This is a genomic window from Capnocytophaga catalasegens (assembly GCF_026005215.1).
In the GTDB taxonomy this organism is placed as follows: Bacteria; Bacteroidota; Bacteroidia; order Flavobacteriales; family Flavobacteriaceae; genus Capnocytophaga; species Capnocytophaga catalasegens.
Genome location: NZ_BPMA01000021.1, coordinates 70,068 through 87,572, shown reverse-complemented (window position 1 = coordinate 87,572; position 17,505 = coordinate 70,068). Strand labels below are relative to the sequence as shown.

13 protein-coding genes are annotated in these 17,505 nt (G+C 32.4%); 7 read left to right on the top strand and 6 right to left on the bottom strand.

The genetic code is table 11. The features are described 5' to 3' along the window. Window positions 1-2 precede the first annotated feature (2 nt). From OO775_RS07180 to OO775_RS07170, 3 genes are all read right to left on the bottom strand, one after another. Window positions 3-929 (bottom strand): polyprenyl-phosphate transporter, encoded by a 927-nt coding sequence (locus tag OO775_RS07180; RefSeq protein WP_264846403.1) that lies wholly within the window; start codon window positions 927-929, stop codon window positions 3-5. A 149-nt stretch (window positions 930-1,078) separates the two neighbouring features. Next, entirely contained in the window at window positions 1,079-1,699 is a 621-nt protein-coding gene (locus tag OO775_RS07175; protein WP_264846402.1) for a hypothetical protein, read from the bottom strand. Window positions 1,700-1,711: 12 nt separating this feature from the next. After that, window positions 1,712-3,121, bottom strand: a complete 1,410-nt coding sequence (locus tag OO775_RS07170; RefSeq protein ID WP_264846401.1) for a tetratricopeptide repeat protein — start codon at window positions 3,119-3,121, stop codon at window positions 1,712-1,714. Window positions 3,122-3,326: 205 nt separating this feature from the next. Between OO775_RS07170 and OO775_RS07165 the strand changes: the two genes are divergently transcribed. Both OO775_RS07165 and idi read left to right on the top strand, forming a co-directional pair. Next, window positions 3,327-3,863, top strand: coding sequence for a DUF192 domain-containing protein (locus OO775_RS07165; protein WP_264846400.1), 537 nt, complete (start codon window positions 3,327-3,329; stop codon window positions 3,861-3,863). Beyond that, window positions 3,860-4,378 carry an isopentenyl-diphosphate Delta-isomerase gene (idi, locus tag OO775_RS07160; protein WP_264846399.1) on the top strand — a complete coding sequence of 173 codons (519 nt, stop codon included), beginning with the start codon at window positions 3,860-3,862 and terminating at the stop codon, window positions 4,376-4,378. Before OO775_RS07165 ends, idi begins: the two co-directional genes overlap by 4 nt. Before the next feature lie 65 nt (window positions 4,379-4,443). On the opposite strand, the gene OO775_RS07155 is transcribed toward idi, so the two are convergent. From OO775_RS07155 to OO775_RS07145, 3 genes are all read right to left on the bottom strand, one after another. Then, window positions 4,444-4,824, bottom strand: a complete 381-nt coding sequence (locus OO775_RS07155) for a TraR/DksA family transcriptional regulator (RefSeq protein ID WP_264846398.1) — start codon at window positions 4,822-4,824, stop codon at window positions 4,444-4,446. 11 nt (window positions 4,825-4,835) lie between these two features. Continuing rightward, window positions 4,836-8,270, bottom strand: coding sequence for an isoleucine--tRNA ligase (gene ileS / locus OO775_RS07150; protein ID WP_264846397.1), 3,435 nt, complete (start codon window positions 8,268-8,270; stop codon window positions 4,836-4,838). 181 nt (window positions 8,271-8,451) lie between these two features. Further along, the gene (locus OO775_RS07145) at window positions 8,452-8,892 is read right to left on the bottom strand and encodes a GNAT family N-acetyltransferase (protein WP_264846396.1); all 441 of its coding nucleotides are present in this window, start codon (window positions 8,890-8,892) and stop codon (window positions 8,452-8,454) included. A 185-nt stretch (window positions 8,893-9,077) separates the two neighbouring features. On the opposite strand from OO775_RS07145, the gene OO775_RS07140 reads away from it, so the two are divergent. From OO775_RS07140 to bioA, 5 genes are all read left to right on the top strand, one after another. Next, window positions 9,078-10,910 carry an ABC transporter ATP-binding protein gene (locus tag OO775_RS07140; RefSeq protein ID WP_264846395.1) on the top strand — a complete coding sequence of 611 codons (1,833 nt, stop codon included), beginning with the start codon at window positions 9,078-9,080 and terminating at the stop codon, window positions 10,908-10,910. Window positions 10,911-11,050: 140 nt separating this feature from the next. After that, entirely contained in the window at window positions 11,051-13,384 is a 2,334-nt protein-coding gene (locus tag OO775_RS07135; RefSeq protein ID WP_264846394.1) for an ATP-dependent helicase, read from the top strand. A 538-nt stretch (window positions 13,385-13,922) separates the two neighbouring features. Then, window positions 13,923-14,615 (top strand): DUF6261 family protein, encoded by a 693-nt coding sequence (locus OO775_RS07130; RefSeq protein WP_264846393.1) that lies wholly within the window; start codon window positions 13,923-13,925, stop codon window positions 14,613-14,615. 85 nt (window positions 14,616-14,700) lie between these two features. Further along, on the top strand, window positions 14,701-16,155 hold the full coding sequence (locus OO775_RS07125) for a hypothetical protein (RefSeq protein WP_264846392.1): 1,455 nt from the start codon (window positions 14,701-14,703) through the stop codon (window positions 16,153-16,155). A 25-nt stretch (window positions 16,156-16,180) separates the two neighbouring features. Beyond that, the gene (gene bioA, locus OO775_RS07120; RefSeq protein ID WP_264846391.1) at window positions 16,181-17,485 is read left to right on the top strand and encodes an adenosylmethionine--8-amino-7-oxononanoate transaminase; all 1,305 of its coding nucleotides are present in this window, start codon (window positions 16,181-16,183) and stop codon (window positions 17,483-17,485) included. The last annotated feature ends 20 nt before the right edge of the window (window positions 17,486-17,505 follow it).

Here is a 17,505-nt window from a genome sequence, read left to right as displayed (position 1 = left end):
AATCAATTCTTTTTTAAACTTGAAGCCCATTTTTCTAATCCGTAGAGAAGGGAAAAACCTACAAATGCGAGCGAAATAGCCATTATTATCTGTGGATTCCCATCATAAGTAGTAGGCAAGATGCTTTTTTCCCAAATTGCTACCTGATTTCCGTGAGAGTCTGTTCCGTAGCGAAGCACTTCCTTCCAAGGCCAAACCTTATTGAGTGACCCAATAATAAACCCTGTAAGCCCTGCTATAGTTGTATTTCGATAATGAGTAAATAGCCATTTGAGCGCTTTGGAAAAACTCAAAATTCCAAAAATAGCTCCCAAAGCAAAAACACCTATAATTGATAAATTCCAATTATCCAAAGCAACTAAAATGGTATGATATGCCCCCAGAAGCACCAAAATAAATGCTCCTGAAATACCTGGAAGTATCATAGCACAAATAGCTAATGCTCCTGAAAAAAAGATATATACTAACCCACTGTGACTCGCCAAAGGAGGAATTATTGTAATAATGTAAGCTATAATTCCTGAAAACAACATTGCTAGAATAGTCACAAACCCCCATTTTTGAATATCTTTTGCCAAAAAGAAAATGCTGGCTATCATCAGTCCGAAAAAGAAAGACCAAACTCCAATAGGTTCATTTTCTAACAACCATTTTACACCTTTTGCCAAAGATAAAATACTGATAAAAATTCCTGAGAGAAGCGCTAAGAAAAAATTTCCATTGATGTGTTTCCAAAAAGTGTTAAATCCGTCATTTTTTAGTATTTTGAAAGCTTTTAAATTGATATTGTTAATCGAAGATATAAGCTCTTCATAAATTCCAGCAATAAAAGCAATTGTTCCTCCCGACACACCAGGTACTACATCGGCAGCTCCCATAGCGATACCTTTTAAAGTAATAAAAAAATAATCTATCTTTTTTCGTTTCATTTCTTAAAAATTAGATTGGCAAATATACAATAAGATTTTTTAAAATAATAGAGAATATGAACAATTTACATAAAATTAAACTTTTTATAAAAATATAAAGTCATACCAAAACATTTTGATATGACTTTATATTGAAAAATACATTCCAACTATGAGCCATAAGGCAATTTTTTGCTGGCGTTTCGCATAAGTTTATCTACGATATCGTGATAGGTTTCTCGCCATGTTCCTGAGAAATCGTTGCTATAACTCCAAATAACTTTGTGTGTTTTGTTGTCAAAAATATTCATTGTTGCCAAAATTTTATTAGTAGTCCCTTCGTAATCTAATAGAATGGAAGTCGCAATAGCAACACTTTGTGGCATTGGTTTAGAAAGTGTATAATGAGAACTTACAAGCGCATCAACGTCTAATATTTGACACAATTCTTCTTTGGTAAGTGTTTTCTCAGGATAGCCTGCTTGTTTGAGTTTTGCATTGGTTGTTTCTATATCTTGCATTTGGTGTGGAATTCTGCTTTTTCCCATTTGTTTGAGAAACCACGAAAACATAGCTTGCTGAATATGTAGCGATTCCGTTTCTTTTGATTGTTCAAAAGTTCCTGTAAATTGTCCTGAAAGCATGGTAATGGTAGGAGGGAGGATAGCGATTCGGCTTGGTGTTGTAGTTCGCTGTTTTATATCGGGAGCATTATATACTTTTGCTCCACATGAGGTTAGAAAAAGAATAATTCCTATCAAAAAAAGATTGTTTTTAATAATGTTTGTCATATGAGTGAAAATTTAATTTGTTTTTTGATTAGTTATTTTTTGTACTAACTTGCGTATCTGTTCATTTTTAAAAACCATTGGAAAACGTTTATCAAAATATGTTAGCCATTCATTAGCATATAAAGCTCCATTTTTTAAATAGTATAAAGCCTCTTCAATATCTGAAAGAAAGTAGTAAGCTATAGCAATACGATAGTAGGTACTTCCGTCTTCTGGATACATTTGAAGTGTATTTAATCCTGTGATAATAGCTTTTTCAAAAGACTGTGAAGACAGGAAAGCATCGGTTAGTGTATTTCGGGTTTCAGCAGAATAATCTCCTATTTCAATAGCGCGTTCGTATGCGTAAATAGCTTTTTGATAGTGTTCTAATGCGAGATAAATATCTCCACTTTGTTTCCAATAAAAAGGATTTTCCTCTTCATTGATAAGTACTTTTGGAATGTACTTAGCTGCTTTATCATAATTACCTTCTTGTGCATAGTAAGTGACAATGGCAAACCATGCTTTACTTGATTGAGGGTCTTCATAAGTTGCTTTGAAATAATATTGTTCCGCTAAGTCACTTTTTCCTAATTTTTCATAACATTTTCCAATTCGTAAGTAGGCAAACGATGAAGGATCATCTAATGTAAGTGTGATTTTATAATTTTCAATAGCTTCATTATAACAATGCAATTGTTCTAAAACTTTTCCTTTTTCAAAATAAGCGCCTGTGAAAGTATCATCACTGATTATGGCAAAATCAAAGCAACGAAGTGCTTCTTTGAGGTTATGTTGGGCTACGTGTTGCCGTCCTAAATTGTGCCAAGCGACTTCACAATACGGATTTTTATCCAAATAATTCGTTAAGAAACTAATAGCTTGTTCGTGTTCTTCCAAAAAATCATAGCAATGCAGAAGTTGTTGCAAAGAAAGATAATCTTCGGGGTCTTCATCAATACATTTTTTGAAATATTTTTTAGCAAATGTATATTCTTCCATAAAAAGATATTCCATTGCAATAAGGGAATAAATATCAACTACATCATCAGTTAAAGGAAGAGCCTGTTTGAGCAATTCGATAGCTTTATGGTGATTATTTTTTTTGGAATATAAATTTGCTTTCTGTACATAAACTTCCGAATTATCAGGTTCAAAAAGAATAATTTCATCTAGAATTTCTTGGGCTTTGGTCAGATTATCTTCAAAAATAAAAACTTCAACCTGTAACAATCGCAATACAGACGAATAAGGATGTTGTCCCAAAGCGATTTGTATGGCGTGTTTAGCTTTGTTAAATTTGTTATTTTCTAAATAATAATGGATAATTTGCTCAAATTCAAACGCATCAAAGAATATATTTTGATTTTCTTTCAGCATATTTTCATAACGAGAAACTACCAAAAAACGTTGTTCATCATTGCTTGATAACAAAGACATATATATAATTATTTTTTGCAAAATTACAAAAAGCAAATGCAAATAAGATACATTTTTGATAACTATTTTTTGGAAAGTTTTCAACAGAACTATTTTGACTAAAATTTTTAGTCAAAAATGAAATAAAAATAAAAATATTGTATTATTGTAATGCGAATTGCAATAAATTTTCTATTTTTGCAAGCGAAATTTTAATAAAAAAAGAATGAATTTTTTCAGAAAAAACTTTGTACTTATATTGGTAATCGGAATAGGACTTGTTATTTTGGCTTCTGTATTACCATATTTTATACAAGAGAAACAATCAAGAGTAGAGATACAAACCTCTGATATTCAGGTGCAAGAACCTCCTTTTACTCACGAAGGAAACCTATCTTTTTTCAAGAAAACGGGTGAACGAATTGCTGATTTTCAAATAGAATTGGCTCAAAATCCTCTTGAAACAGAACTTGGGCTGATGTATCGAAAAACAATGGCTCACAATAGAGGTATGTTATTTATTTTTCCTGATGAACAAATGCGTTCTTTTTGGATGAAGAATACATATATCCCATTGGATATCATTTATTTAGATGCTGAAAAACAGGTAGTGAGTATTTCTAAAAACGCTCAACCTTTAAGCGAAGAATCTCGCCCTTCAGAAGCACCTGCCAAGTATGTTTTAGAACTAAATGCTGGGATTTGCGACCAAAAAGATATCCAAAAAGGAGATTATATTACTTTTGAAGTTTTAAATCAATGATAGAAAAAGTAATTTTAGTCGATGAAAATGACCAACCTATTGGGCTAATGGAAAAAATAGAAGCTCATCAAAAAGCACTCTTGCACAGAGCTTTTTCGGTATTTGTTATCAATTCCAAAGGTGAGATTCTGTTGCAACAACGTGCATTGAATAAATATCATTCTCCAGGGTTATGGACGAATACTTGTTGTAGCCACCAAAGAGAAGGAGAAAGTAATTTGCAGGCGGGAAAGCGCCGATTACAAGAAGAAATGGGCATGCAAATCCCTCTGAAAGAATTGTTTTCTTTTATTTACAAAGCTCCTTTTGATAACGGACTCACCGAACACGAATTTGACCACGTACTGATAGGATATTCAGATGATACCCCGAAAATAAATCCTACCGAAGTAGCTGATTATAAGTGGGATACACCAGAAGCTACCCGTCAAGATATGGCTTTATATCCTGAAAAATATACGGTTTGGTTTAGAATTATTTTTGAAAAATTCTATCATTATATTCATAAAATATAAAAAATAATTAAAGTGCCCAAAAAGTATTATTTAATCTTTTTGGACACTCCTTGTTTATGAGCATATTATTTTTGCATATTTTTAGCTTCAATACTCATTGTTGCATGCGGAACGAGTTTAAGTCGCTCTTTATCAATAAGTTTTCCTGTAATTCGGCAAACTCCATACGTTTTATTTTCAATACGAATAAGTGCATTCTTTAAATCACGAATGAACTTCTCTTGCCGATTGGCCAAAGCCATATTAGCTTCTTTGCTCATGGTTTCAGAACCTTCTTCAAATGCTTTAAAGGTTGGAGCAGTATCATCAGTGCTATTATCAGCTCCGTTTTGGTAAGCATTTCTTAGTAGTTCCAAATCTTTTTGAGCTTGTTCTATTTTTTGCTCAATTAGTTTTTTGAATTCTTGTAATTCTTTATCAGAATAACGTACAGTATTTGTTTCCATATCACATTAGTTTAATGTTTGTTAATACTTATTTTTGTTGTAATATTGTCAAATTCAATCAATTCTCCAGCGATATTTTCTTCGAAAATTAGGTTTGCGGTAAGTGTTTCGGTTTTTATGTAATCAATATTTGCCCAAACAGCTTTTTCTAATTCAGAATGTTTTTGAAGGACAACATTGATTTTGTCAATAACTTCAAATTTGTTATCTTTTCGCAGATTTTGGATACGATTTATCAGTTCACGAGCAATTCCTTCATTACGAAGTTCCTCAGTAATAGTAGCATCCAAAGCTACGGTAAGATTTCCCGAGTTTGCCACAAGCCAACCCTCTATATCTTGTGAGGTAATTTCAACATCTTCGAGAGATAAAGTTACATCTTTTTCACCTAATTTCATAACAAAATTACCATTTTTTTCAAATGATTGAATGTCTTTTTGTGTAAAAGATTGAATAGCAGCAACTACCGATTTCATATCTTTCCCGAAACGAGGCCCCAAAGTTTTGAAATTGGGTTTAATTTGTTTTACCAAAATTCCCGAGGCATCATCATCAATAAATGAAATTTCTTTTACATTTACCTCCGATTTTATCAAGTCAGCAACAGCTGTAATTTCCTGTTTTTCAATGTCATTGAGTGCAGGAATCAAAATACGTTGTAAAGGTTGACGTACTTTTATCATTTCCTTTTTACGAAGCGAAAGTACCAAAGACGAAATAGTCTGAGCTTTTTCCATTTTACTTTGTAGAGCAAGGTCTATATTATTTTCGTTATAAATAGGAAAATCAGTCAGATGTACACTTTCTTTTCCTCCAACTCCCTCGGTCAGATTTAAGTAAAGTTGTTCCATATAGAATGGAGCTATGGGAGCTGATAGTTTTGCTACATTGATAAGGCAAGTGTAAAGCGTTTGATATGCTGATATTTTGTCTGTTCCGTATTCTCCTTTCCAGAAGCGACGACGGCAAAGCCTTACGTACCAATTACTTAGATTTTCTTGAACAAAATCTGAAATCAGACGTGTTGCTCGTGTAGGTTCGTAATCGGTAAGTGCTTCATCAACTTTTTTAATCAATGTATGTAGCTCCGAGAGAATCCATCGGTCTATTTCTGGTCTATTTTCAAGCGGAATTTCAGCTTCTTTGTATGAAAATTTATCAATGTTTGCATACAAAGCAAAGAACGAATACGTATTGTAAAGCGTTCCGAAAAACTTGCGTCTTACTTCTGCAACTCCTTCAATATCAAACTTTAAGTTGTCCCAAGGATTGGCGTTTGAAATCATATACCAGCGAGTGGCATCGGCTCCGTATTCGGCAATGGTTTTGAATGGATCAACGGCATTTCCGAGGCGTTTGGACATTTTTTGTCCATTTTTGTCCAATACTAATCCGTTGGAAACCACATTTTTATAAGCAACATTATCAAAAACTGTTGTAGCAATGGCGTGAAGCGTATAGAACCAACCTCGCGTTTGGTCAACTCCCTCCGCAATGAAATCCGCAGGGAAGTTCTCTTTTTTATCGATAAACTCCTTATTTTCAAACGGATAGTGCCATTGTGCGTATGGCATTGCTCCTGAATCGAACCATACATCAATTAGGTCAGCCTCACGTTTCATCGGTTTGCCCGAAGGCGATACCAAGATGATATTATCTACTATATTTTTGTGTAAATCAATCTTTTCGTAGTTTTCGTCCGAGAGATTACCTACCTCAAAATCAGCGAATACGTCCACAGACATCAACCCAGCGGCGATTGATTTTTGAATTTCATTTTTAAGTTCATCTACCGAACCGATACAGATTTCCTCAGTTTTGTCGTCCGTTCTCCAAATCGGAAGCGGAATTCCCCAATAACGCGAACGCGACAAATTCCAGTCGTTAGCATTTTTTAACCAATTCCCGAAACGCCCTTCGCCCGTAGCTTTCGGTTTCCAATTGATGGTTTCGTTTAGTTCAAACATACGGTCTTTCACGTCCGTAATTTTGATAAACCATGAATCCAACGGATAGTACAAAATAGGTTTGTCCGTACGCCAACAATGTGGATAACTATGGACATATTTTTCTACTTTGAAGGCTTTATTGTCTGTTTTTAAAAGAATTGCAAGTTCTACATCCCACGATTTTTCAGGAAGCCCCTCGTCATAATATTCGTTTTTGATGTATTTTCCGCTGAAAATTTCAGGTACATTTTCGCCTTGTACAAAACGTCCTTGCAAATCTACCAAAGGTACTAAATTACCGTGTTGGTCGTGGATAAGCATCGGAGGAATGCCGTTTTCTTTTGCCACACGAGCATCGTCCGCCCCGAAAGTAGGAGCTATATGCACAATTCCCGTACCGTCTTCGGTGGTAACGAAATCGCCCACAATCACACGGAAAGCATTTTCTGTATTTTCAGCAGGTAAAAACCACGGAATCAGTTGTTCGTATTGTGTTCCTGCCAAATCCGAGCCTTTGAATTCGGCTAAAATTTGGTAAGGGATATTCCCTTCGTGGAATTGTCCAAAAGACCAAAAATCGCCATCATCGTTAGTTTCAAAATATTTTTTACCGAAATTTTTCGTCAGTAAAACTTTTGCCAAAATGATATTTATCGGCTCAAAAGTATATTGATTAAATGTTTTAACTAACACATAATCAATGTCTTTTCCCACTGCCAATGCGGTATTTGAAGGCAATGTCCAAGGGGTGGTTGTCCAAGCTAAGAAAAATAAATCCCCTCCCCAGCCCTTCCCGAAGGAGAGGGAGTTGATGACGTTCCAAAATTTCGTTTCATTTGCGATATTTTCACGGCGGACTTTAAATTGAGCTACAATGGTAGTGTCGGAAACATCGCGATACGTACCTGGTTGGTTGAGTTCGTGCGATGAAAGTCCTGTTCCAGCCTTTGGAGAATACGGCTGAATGGTATAGCCTTTGTAAAGCAATCCTTTGTCGTAAATTTGTTTCAAAAGCCACCACACCGACTCCATATACTTGGGTTGGTACGTAATATACGGATTTTCCATATCTACCCAATAGCCCATTTTTTCGGTCAGTTCATTCCAAATATTTGTATAGCGCATAACAGCTTCTTTGCACGCTTTGTTGTAATCTTCTACCGAAATTTTCTTACCAATATCTTCTTTGGTGATACCAAGTTCTTTTTCCACACCGAGTTCTACCGGAAGTCCATGTGTATCCCAACCAGCTTTTCGTTTCACTTGAAAACCTTTTTGAGTTTTGTATCGACAGAAAATATCTTTAATCGTACGAGCCATTACGTGATGAATACCTGGAAGACCATTTGCCGAAGGAGGTCCTTCAAAAAACACAAAAGGTGTATTTCCTTGGCGAGTTTCAATACTTTTTTCAAATATGTTATTTTCTTGCCAATAAGCTAATATTTCTTGGGCAACAAAAGGAAGATTTAATTCATTATATTCTTTAAAATTCATATGCTTGTGTATTAAAATGTTGCGAATTTACTATTTTTTTTTGAAATAGAAAAATAATTAGTAAAAAAATGTTTTTACTAAGTTATTTTAGCTCAAAAAAAGTCTAAAAAATAAAAAAGTCCGATTAAAACTGAGTTTAATCGGATTTTTTAATAAGAGGTTTATTATAATATACAAGTAATTATTTAGGATATATTTCTTTCAGAGCTTTAACATACACAGCAACACCTTTGTTTTTGAAACCTTCTTGTTCATAAAGGCTGATAGCTCCCAAATTTTCAGGTGATGCAAAAAGTAAAATTTCACCTAAATCTAAAGATTTTCCTTTTTCAATAAGAGTTTCAATAAGTTGCATTCCTATTCTTTGTCTTCTATGAGACTCTTTAACAACTACATCTTCAATCCAACCTTTATGTCCTGAGATTACTTTATAAATAGCCATAGAAGCCATAGCTAAAAGATGCCCATTTTCTAAATACACCACTATATAAGGGGCTTCTTTTTCATTGTTAAATAATTCACTTAGAGAGAGTTGTTTCCGTCGACTAAGCAAAGAGAATAGTTCTTTAGCTTCCTGCTCAATAACAGGAGTAATAAGTTCTTTTGTCAATAATTTAATCATGGGATGTTTTAATTAGGTTTGTTCGTAATCTATCTAAATTGAACTGCAAAAATTGTTCCAAAAATATCTTTTTCAAGAAAAAAAACAAAAAAAAGATGGTAGCTGAAAATTTTACTCAAAAATCACTATATTTGCATTCTGGAAACACAAATTTATCGAAAATTATTGACTTTCATAAAAATATAATGGATTTATCAAATATAAAAAAAATACTACCTTACGCACTACCTTATAAAAAATATGCGTTTTTGAATATTTTCTTCAATATATTATATGCGTTATTTAGTGCCTTGTCATTTGTGGCTCTCATTCCGATGCTCGAAGTACTTTTTAACGAAAACGGGAAGGTATATCAAAAGCCCATTTATACAGGAATTTCTCAGATAAATACATATTTTAAAGATTATCTAAACTATTATATTAGCGCCTATACAGGAGAGAGCAAGGTTGATGCCTTGACTATAATAATTATAATGGTACTGATTTTGTTTTTGTTAAAGAATATATTTAATTATCTGGCGGTTATTTGTATAAATTATCTTCGCAACGGAGTTTTGAAAGATTTGCGAAATGTAATGTATCAAAAAATGATTTCTTTGCCAATTTCATATTTTTCAGAAAAACGAAAAGGAGACCTTATGGCTCGGATTACGGGTGATATTGGAGAGTTTCAAAATTCGTATCTTTCAATATTGGAACTTATTGTACGAGAGCCTCTTACTATTATTTTTACGATAATAATAATGTTTGGAATTAGTGCAAAGCTGACACTTTTTGTTTTTATTTTTATACCTATTTCAGGAATGATTATTTCTCGAATAGGAAAGTCATTGAAAAAACATTCGAACCGAATACAACAAGAACACGGATTTTTTCTCTCGATTATTGAAGAAAGTATCAGTGGTTTACGCATAGTTAAAGTATTCAATGCTGAAGGACATTTTCTTTCAAAATTTAAAAATTCTACTGAACGAATTTTTAAACAAGCAAATCGATTATCAAATCGACATAGTTTAGCTTCTCCTTTTAGTGAATTTTTAGGGATTGCAGTTATAGGTGTTTTACTTTGGTTTGGTGGGCGAATGGTTTTAGTTGAAGCAACGCTCAGTGGTTCTGAATTTATAGCGTATATGGGGTTGGCTTATAATATTTTAACTCCTGCCAAAGCTATTAGTAGAGCATCGTATCAGTTGCGTTCGGGAGCCGCCGCTGCCGATAGGGTAATGGAAGTACTAGAAGCTCAAAATCTAATTTTTGATAAAGAAAATGCGATAGAAAAAACAGATTTTACACAAGGAATTTCGATTAAAAATATTTGGTTCAAATATCAAGATAAGTATGTTTTACAAGATTTTTCTTTAGAAATTCCTAAGGGAAAAACCGTAGCACTAGTAGGTCAGTCGGGTAGTGGTAAAAGTACAGTTGCCAACCTGGTAAGTCGTTTTTACGATGTAAATAAAGGAAGTATTTCTTTTGATGGAATAGATATTCGTGATATGAAAATCCATTCACTTCGAAACTTGGTTGGCGTAGTTTCTCAAGATTCTATTCTGTTTAACGATTCTGTGGAGAATAATCTGAAATTGGGGAAACCCGATGCTTCTTTTCAGGAAGTTGTAAGTGCTTCGAAAGTCGCCAATGCATATGAATTTATCGAACGATTGCCCGAACAATTTGAAACCAATATTGGAGATGCAGGGAATACGCTTTCGGGTGGACAAAAACAACGATTGAGTATTGCTCGTGCTGTACTGAAAAACCCTCCGATAATGGTTCTTGACGAAGCGACTTCGGCACTTGATACCGAAAGCGAGAAATTAGTTCAAGATGCTTTGGAAAAAATGATGGAAAATAGAACATCAATCGTAATTGCTCACCGACTATCAACTATACAGAACGCTGATATGATTGTAGTTATGGAACAAGGCAAAATCGTAGAGCAGGGTACGCATAACTCGCTTATGGAGAAAAATGGAACATATCGAAAATTGGTAGAAATGCAATCTTTTTCAGAATAAATAAGAGTTTTAGTATAAAATAATTTATAATTTAGTTCAAAGAAATAAAACTACCCAATTGCCAGTTTTCTTTTTATTAAATTCATAATAAACCTTAATTAAAAAAATCCGTAATTTCGCACTTTGAAAAGTATAAAATCGTGGAGAGATATTTAGCAGAATTGAATGAAGCTCAACGTGCGCCTGTACTTCATAAAGAAGGACCTTTGATGGTTATCGCAGGAGCAGGATCAGGCAAAACACGCGTACTTACCTATCGAATAGCGTATCTGATGAGCCAAGGTATAGACCCTTTTAATATTTTGGCACTGACTTTTACCAATAAAGCAGCTCGTGAAATGCAAGAGCGAATAGCTCGAATTGTAGGTAAAAGTGAAGCAAAAAACCTTTGGATGGGTACTTTTCACTCTGTTTTTGCCAAAATTCTGCGAATTGAAGCCGATAAGTTGGGGTATCCGTCCAATTTTACAATTTACGACCAACAAGATTCGCAAAGTCTTATCTCATCAATTATCAAAGAGATGGGATTAGACAAGGATATTTACAAATATAAGCAAATTTATTCGAGAATTTCCTCATATAAGAACAATTTAATTACCGTCAAAGCCTATTACAATAATCCGGAGTTGCAAGAAGCCGATGCAATGGCTAAGCGCCCGCGTTTGGGGGAGATTTATAAGCATTACGTAGATAGATGCTTTAAGGCTGGAGCAATGGACTTTGATGATTTACTTCTTAAAACCAATGAATTACTTACTTTATATCCTGAAGTATTAGCCAAGTATCAAAATCGATTCCGGTATATATTGGTTGATGAGTATCAGGATACTAATCACTCGCAGTATTTAATTGTTCGCGCTTTGTCAGACAGGTTTCAAAACATCTGTGTAGTAGGTGATGATGCTCAAAGTATCTATGCTTTTCGGGGAGCAAATATCAACAATATATTCAACTTCCAGAAAGATTATCAGAAAGTTGCTGTATATCGATTAGAACAGAATTATCGTTCGACTAAAAATATCGTCGAGGCGGCTAATTCAATTATTGAACATAACCAAACTCGGTTAGAAAAAGTAGTTTGGACGTCTAATGAGCAAGGAGAGCCTATCAAGGTTCATAGAAGCCTTACCGATGCCGATGAAGGTCGTTTTGTGGCGAGTACCATCTTTGAAACACGCATGCAAAATCAGTTAACCAATGGAAGTTTTGCTGTTTTATATCGTACCAATTCGCAATCTAGACCGATTGAAGATGCTTTGCGTAAGCGAGATATTCCGTATAGAATCTATGGAGGAATTTCATTCTATCAGAGAAAGGAAATCAAAGACGTATTAGCCTATTTGCGATTGGTTGTAAATCCGAAAGACGAAGAAGCTTTGAGTCGGATTATCAATTTTCCTGCTCGCGGAATTGGGCAAACCACTATTGATAAACTTATAATAGCCGCAAATCACTACAAAAAGTCTGTTTTTGAGATTATTTATAACTTAGATAAAATCAGTGACCAACTTAAAATCACTCCGAATATCAAAGCGCGCTTGACAGACTTTGTTTTAATGATTCAGAGTTTTCAGATTATGAATGAAACGGAAGATGCTTTCACTCTTGCAGAGCATATTGCCAAGAAAACGGGACTTTTATTAGAGTTTAAGAAAGATGGTTCGCCTGAGGGAGTAGAACGCATGCAAAATATAGAGGAACTTCTGAACGGGATTCGAGATTTCGTAGAGGGACAAAAGGAAGTTGCCGATAGTCGAGGGGCTTTATCTGAATTTTTAGAAGATGTAGCTCTTGCGACAGACCTTGATAAGGACATTGAAGACAGCGATAGAGTCTCGCTGATGACTATACACCTTGCCAAAGGCTTGGAATTTCCGTATGTATTTATTGTAGGTATGGAAGAAGACCTATTTCCTTCGGCGCTAAGTATTAACACTCGTACGGAATTAGAAGAGGAGCGTCGTCTGTTCTATGTAGCCCTTACAAGAGCCGAAAAACAAGCCTATCTTACTTATACAGAGAATCGATATAGATGGGGTAAGCTAATGGATGCAGAACCTAGTCGATTTATTGATGAAATTGACCAGCAGTACTTAGATTATTTGACTCCGATATTGTCAAATCCGAGTTATCGTTATAAATCATTGATTGATATAGACATATTTTCAGAGCCAGACAGAAGTAAATTACGATTGCAAAAGCCAACCAATAGTGCGCCACCTTCTCGTAATAAGCCAACTGAGGAACAACTGCGAAAACTCCGACTTAAAAAGCCTAATATATCAACACCTATTGGTAATCAAGGAGATTTACCTGAATTGAAAATAGGAGATCGTGTTATGCATGAGCGTTTTGGTATCGGAGAAGTACTATCGACAGAAGGAACAGGCAATGAAAAGAAGGCTGAAATCGATTTTGAGACTTCAGGAACTAAAAAATTATTACTTAAATTTGCCAAACTGAAAGTAATTTAATAGAACTCTCTGCATATTATATATAAATTTAACCAGAAATACGGACATATAGTCCGTATTTTTTTGTGTATATTATTCTTCAAATAGTTTCTACTAGATTGAAAATACTAAAATGTATTTATTTATGTATTTTTATTAAATAAAATAATCTATCGCATTTTGCGCTAATAGTTTATAGGTTATTTAATAACCTATCGCATTTTGCGCTTTGTATTTTTATTATATATAATATTAAATCGCAATTCATTTTACATATTTATTTTATATAAAAATAAATAGCGTATAGTGTTTTTGTATTTCTTATTACATAGAATATATAAATATATATGTATTCTTATCTATTTATATATGTAAAAATATAAAAATTTGTATTTGATAAAATATTATTTTATTATTTTTAGATAAATTAAAAAATAAAATAAAAAAAATATAGTTTTATTTGGTCAATACAATTAGTTTTTATAATTTTGTACCATAAATATAAAATAATTTAATTATGGAAGAGATTTTAAAAATAAAAGAAGCTCGATTTTCTAAATTGAATCATGAAGAATATACGCATTTTATACGAAGTGCAGAGCGATTGATACTTACTGCAACTCCTGAAAAATTGGGAGTTTCAGAAGATATTGTAAATGAATTCAGTGCTAATATCGAAAAGTTGACACAGGTTATTCGTCATAGTAGAGTAAGTAATGAAACTGCTGAAATGACAAAGCTAGATAAACAACGTGATGATGTAGCTGTTTATCTACTTACTATAGTTCGTAATGAAAGAAAAACTCCAATTGAAGCAAAACAAAAAGCTGCAATGGCTTTGTATAATATTACGAAAAATTATCAGGGTATTCAACTTTTGCCAAAACGAAGAGAAACACAGGCGATAGATAGTTTATTGTCAGATTTATCAACTAGCGAAAATGCAGCTTATATTGCTAAGCTGTCATTAACAGATGTTGTAAATCAATTGTCTAAAATAAATAAAAGATATGATGAACTTACTGCACAGCGAGCTGATAATCAATTAGCTCAAAATGTAGAAAGTGCTAAAAAAATACGAATAAAAACGACAGAACAATATGATACAATAGTTATGTATGCTTTTGCTTCAAGTATTATAAATCCATCAAATGAATCAAAAGTATTTGTTATGTCGCTTAATAAACTAATTGATGATACAAACACTGCTTATAAACGTCGTATGTCACGAATTAAAAAAGAAAACAATTAAAGTATGTGTATGATATAATAGAGATGCAATATATTGTATCTCTATTATTTTCAATAAAAGTTGAGTATTATTCATAATAGTTAGTATGAAAAAAAATAATATCATATTTTTATTTGCATTTCTTATTATTAGTTGTAATTTTTTCAAAGGTGAAAAAAAATTATTAAATAATACGAATGATAAAATAGAAATGCAGTATCAGTTACCAATTAACCAACCTTATAAATCATTTGCTGATTTTGTAAAAGAACTTCCTACCTTGCAGTTACCTATAAAAACAGATACGTTTATAAGTAAAACACATTATAATTATATAGGATATTTTTCGTATGATAGTTCTTTGGAAAAATTACTTTTTGATACGTATTCTATTATTGGTAAATATATAGTTGAAAATACTTATTTTATAGTATATAAATATAAAATAGAAGATAGAAATACAAAAAATATTTGGCAAAAGATTTCTATTTGTAGTTATAATAGCTCAGGAGAATTGATAGATAAATTAGATATAGCTGAAAATCAAGAAATAGAACAAAAAAATTATATTTCTAATGCTGAAATAGATAAAAAAAGAATTATAAAAAGTGTAGAAGAACGATTAAATATTGATAAAAAATATAAAAAAGAATTTTTAATAAAAAAATATATAGAAGAATATTCGTTTGATAAAAATTATTTTGTATTAGAAAGTAAAAAATATAAGTGTGAAGATGTAAATTTTAATTTACTAAATGAACTACAAAGTTATAAAGGAAATACTAATTTATTAAAATTAGTATTAGATTTTTATACTGAGAATTATTTACAATGTAAAACTCCTAATCAGTCTGAAATACAAGATATTTTATTCTTTTTAAAAAATGAAAATGTACCTCAAACAATAAGTTTTACTCAATTGTATACCTATTTTTTAACACATTTTCCAATGAATAAACAGATAATACTTGATGCTTCTAATTCATTTTGGGATAATGAACTTTTTGTAACTGCTTATCATAACTATATTAGTTATGTTAATATTTATAAAAAAGATAAAAATAAAATACCTATTTATATTACAGAACGAATAACTATACCTTATTATATCAAATCAGTAATTTCTAATAGAAAAGATAAGCAGTTATTAACCTATTTTCCTATGCAAAAGCAAGATAAAATGCTATATTTACTTGTTTTTTCTTCTAAAAATATTGATAAAAATAGTAAAAATAACTTTTATGATATAGTAATATATGTAGAAGAACCAAGCGGATTTAAAAAATTTGAAAATAATAACCTAATACCTACTTCATTTACTTTTTATACTGAAAGAGATTGGTATAATTCTAATGAAAAATATGGAGATTTATATATTCAAAGTACTAAAAATAGTAAAAAATATTATGGATTAGATTTTGAATATGATGAAATAAATAAGTCAGTTACACTTTGGGTAGTTAAAGAATTTTTAGTAAGTAATACACAGAGTAGAATAATAGATAGAAAATACTATAAAATCCCATTTGATTCTGCAAAAGAAATTTTTATGATAGAATAATTGGATAATAGAATATTTTAATAATATGAAAACTAAATATTTATCAATACGAGAAAAAGATAATCTATATCTTTGGCATGCTTATACACAACATAAAACAGAACAAGCTCCTATACCTATTGTAAAAGGTAAAAAAGCACTACTTTGGGATGATAAAGGTAAAAAATATATTGATGGAATAGCCAGTTGGTGGGTTAATCCATTTGGACATACCAATAAGCAATTAGCCAAAGCAGCTTATAGACAACTTATATCGCTTGAACATGTTCTTTTTGGTGGATTTACACATCAGCCAGCTGCTGATTTGGCTGAAAAATTGATTTATTTACTACCTGAAAATCAACAGAAAGTATTCTTTTCAGATAATGGTTCTACCTCAGTAGAGGTTGCTATCAAAATGGCACTGCAATTTTACTATAATAAAAATGAAAAACGAAATGTAATTATTGCTTTTGAAGATGCTTTTCATGGAGATACTTTTGCAGCAATGGCAGTTTCTGGTATCTCTTTATATACAAAAGCATTTGAAGGACAATTATTAAAGGTAGTTAGAATTCCTGTTCCTACAAAAGGTAGAGAAGAAGAAAGTGCAATAAAATTAGAGCAAGCTATCAGAGCATATAATCCTGCTGCTTTTATATTCGAACCACTAGTTTTGGGAGCAGCTGGCATGATAATGTACTCCCCTGAAGCATTAGATACACTGATTTCTATTTGCTATAAAAATAATGTATTGACTATAGCTGATGAGGTAATGACAGGTTTTGGTAAAACCGGAAAACTATTTGCTTGTTCCTACCTGAATGAAAATCCTGATATTATTTGCTTATCCAAAGCACTTACAGGAGGAACTATCCCACTGGCAGCAACAACAACTACCCAAGAGGTATTTAATGCTTTCTACGATGATGATATTAGTAAAGCACTCTTTCATGGACATACTTTTATGGCAAATCCAACAGGTTGTGCAATTGCATTAGAGAGTATCAAGTTATTTCAAGATATTAAAATAGAAAGAAATTTGCAGCGCATAAATAAACAGCATTTGCAATTTGCTAAAAAAATGAAAAGACATCCGAAAGTAGCTGATATACGAACCTTAGGAGTAATTTTTGCCTTAGACCTCAAAGTAAAACCTGATGGAAACTACTATGGAACAATCCGAAACGTATTATATAACTTCTTTATATCCAAAGGAATTATTTTGAGACCTGTTTATAATACTATTTACATACTGCCTTGCTATGTGATAACCAATCCTCAGCTACAAGAAATTTATAACGCTATTGAAGAAGCTATTTCTATGTTAGAAAAAAAAGGATATTTATAATTTTCGACAATTTTCAATGT

Excerpts from the sequence above, each read along its gene's own strand:
- bioA (WP_264846391.1), top strand. The coding sequence starts at position 16,181 with ATGAAAACTAAATATTTATCAATACGAGAAAAAGATAATCTATATCTT.
- OO775_RS07165 (WP_264846400.1), top strand. The coding sequence starts at position 3,327 with ATGAATTTTTTCAGAAAAAACTTTGTACTTATATTGGTAATCGGAATA.
- OO775_RS07155 (WP_264846398.1), bottom strand. The coding sequence starts at position 4,824 with ATGGAAACAAATACTGTACGTTATTCTGATAAAGAATTACAAGAATTC.
- OO775_RS07140 (WP_264846395.1), top strand. The coding sequence starts at position 9,078 with ATGGATTTATCAAATATAAAAAAAATACTACCTTACGCACTACCTTAT.
- OO775_RS07170 (WP_264846401.1), bottom strand. The coding sequence starts at position 3,121 with ATGTCTTTGTTATCAAGCAATGATGAACAACGTTTTTTGGTAGTTTCT.
- OO775_RS07125 (WP_264846392.1), top strand. The coding sequence starts at position 14,701 with ATGAAAAAAAATAATATCATATTTTTATTTGCATTTCTTATTATTAGT.
- OO775_RS07180 (WP_264846403.1), bottom strand. The coding sequence starts at position 929 with ATGAAACGAAAAAAGATAGATTATTTTTTTATTACTTTAAAAGGTATC.
- OO775_RS07175 (WP_264846402.1), bottom strand. The coding sequence starts at position 1,699 with ATGACAAACATTATTAAAAACAATCTTTTTTTGATAGGAATTATTCTT.
- ileS (WP_264846397.1), bottom strand. The coding sequence starts at position 8,270 with ATGAATTTTAAAGAATATAATGAATTAAATCTTCCTTTTGTTGCCCAA.
- idi (WP_264846399.1), top strand. The coding sequence starts at position 3,860 with ATGATAGAAAAAGTAATTTTAGTCGATGAAAATGACCAACCTATTGGG.
- OO775_RS07145 (WP_264846396.1), bottom strand. The coding sequence starts at position 8,892 with ATGATTAAATTATTGACAAAAGAACTTATTACTCCTGTTATTGAGCAG.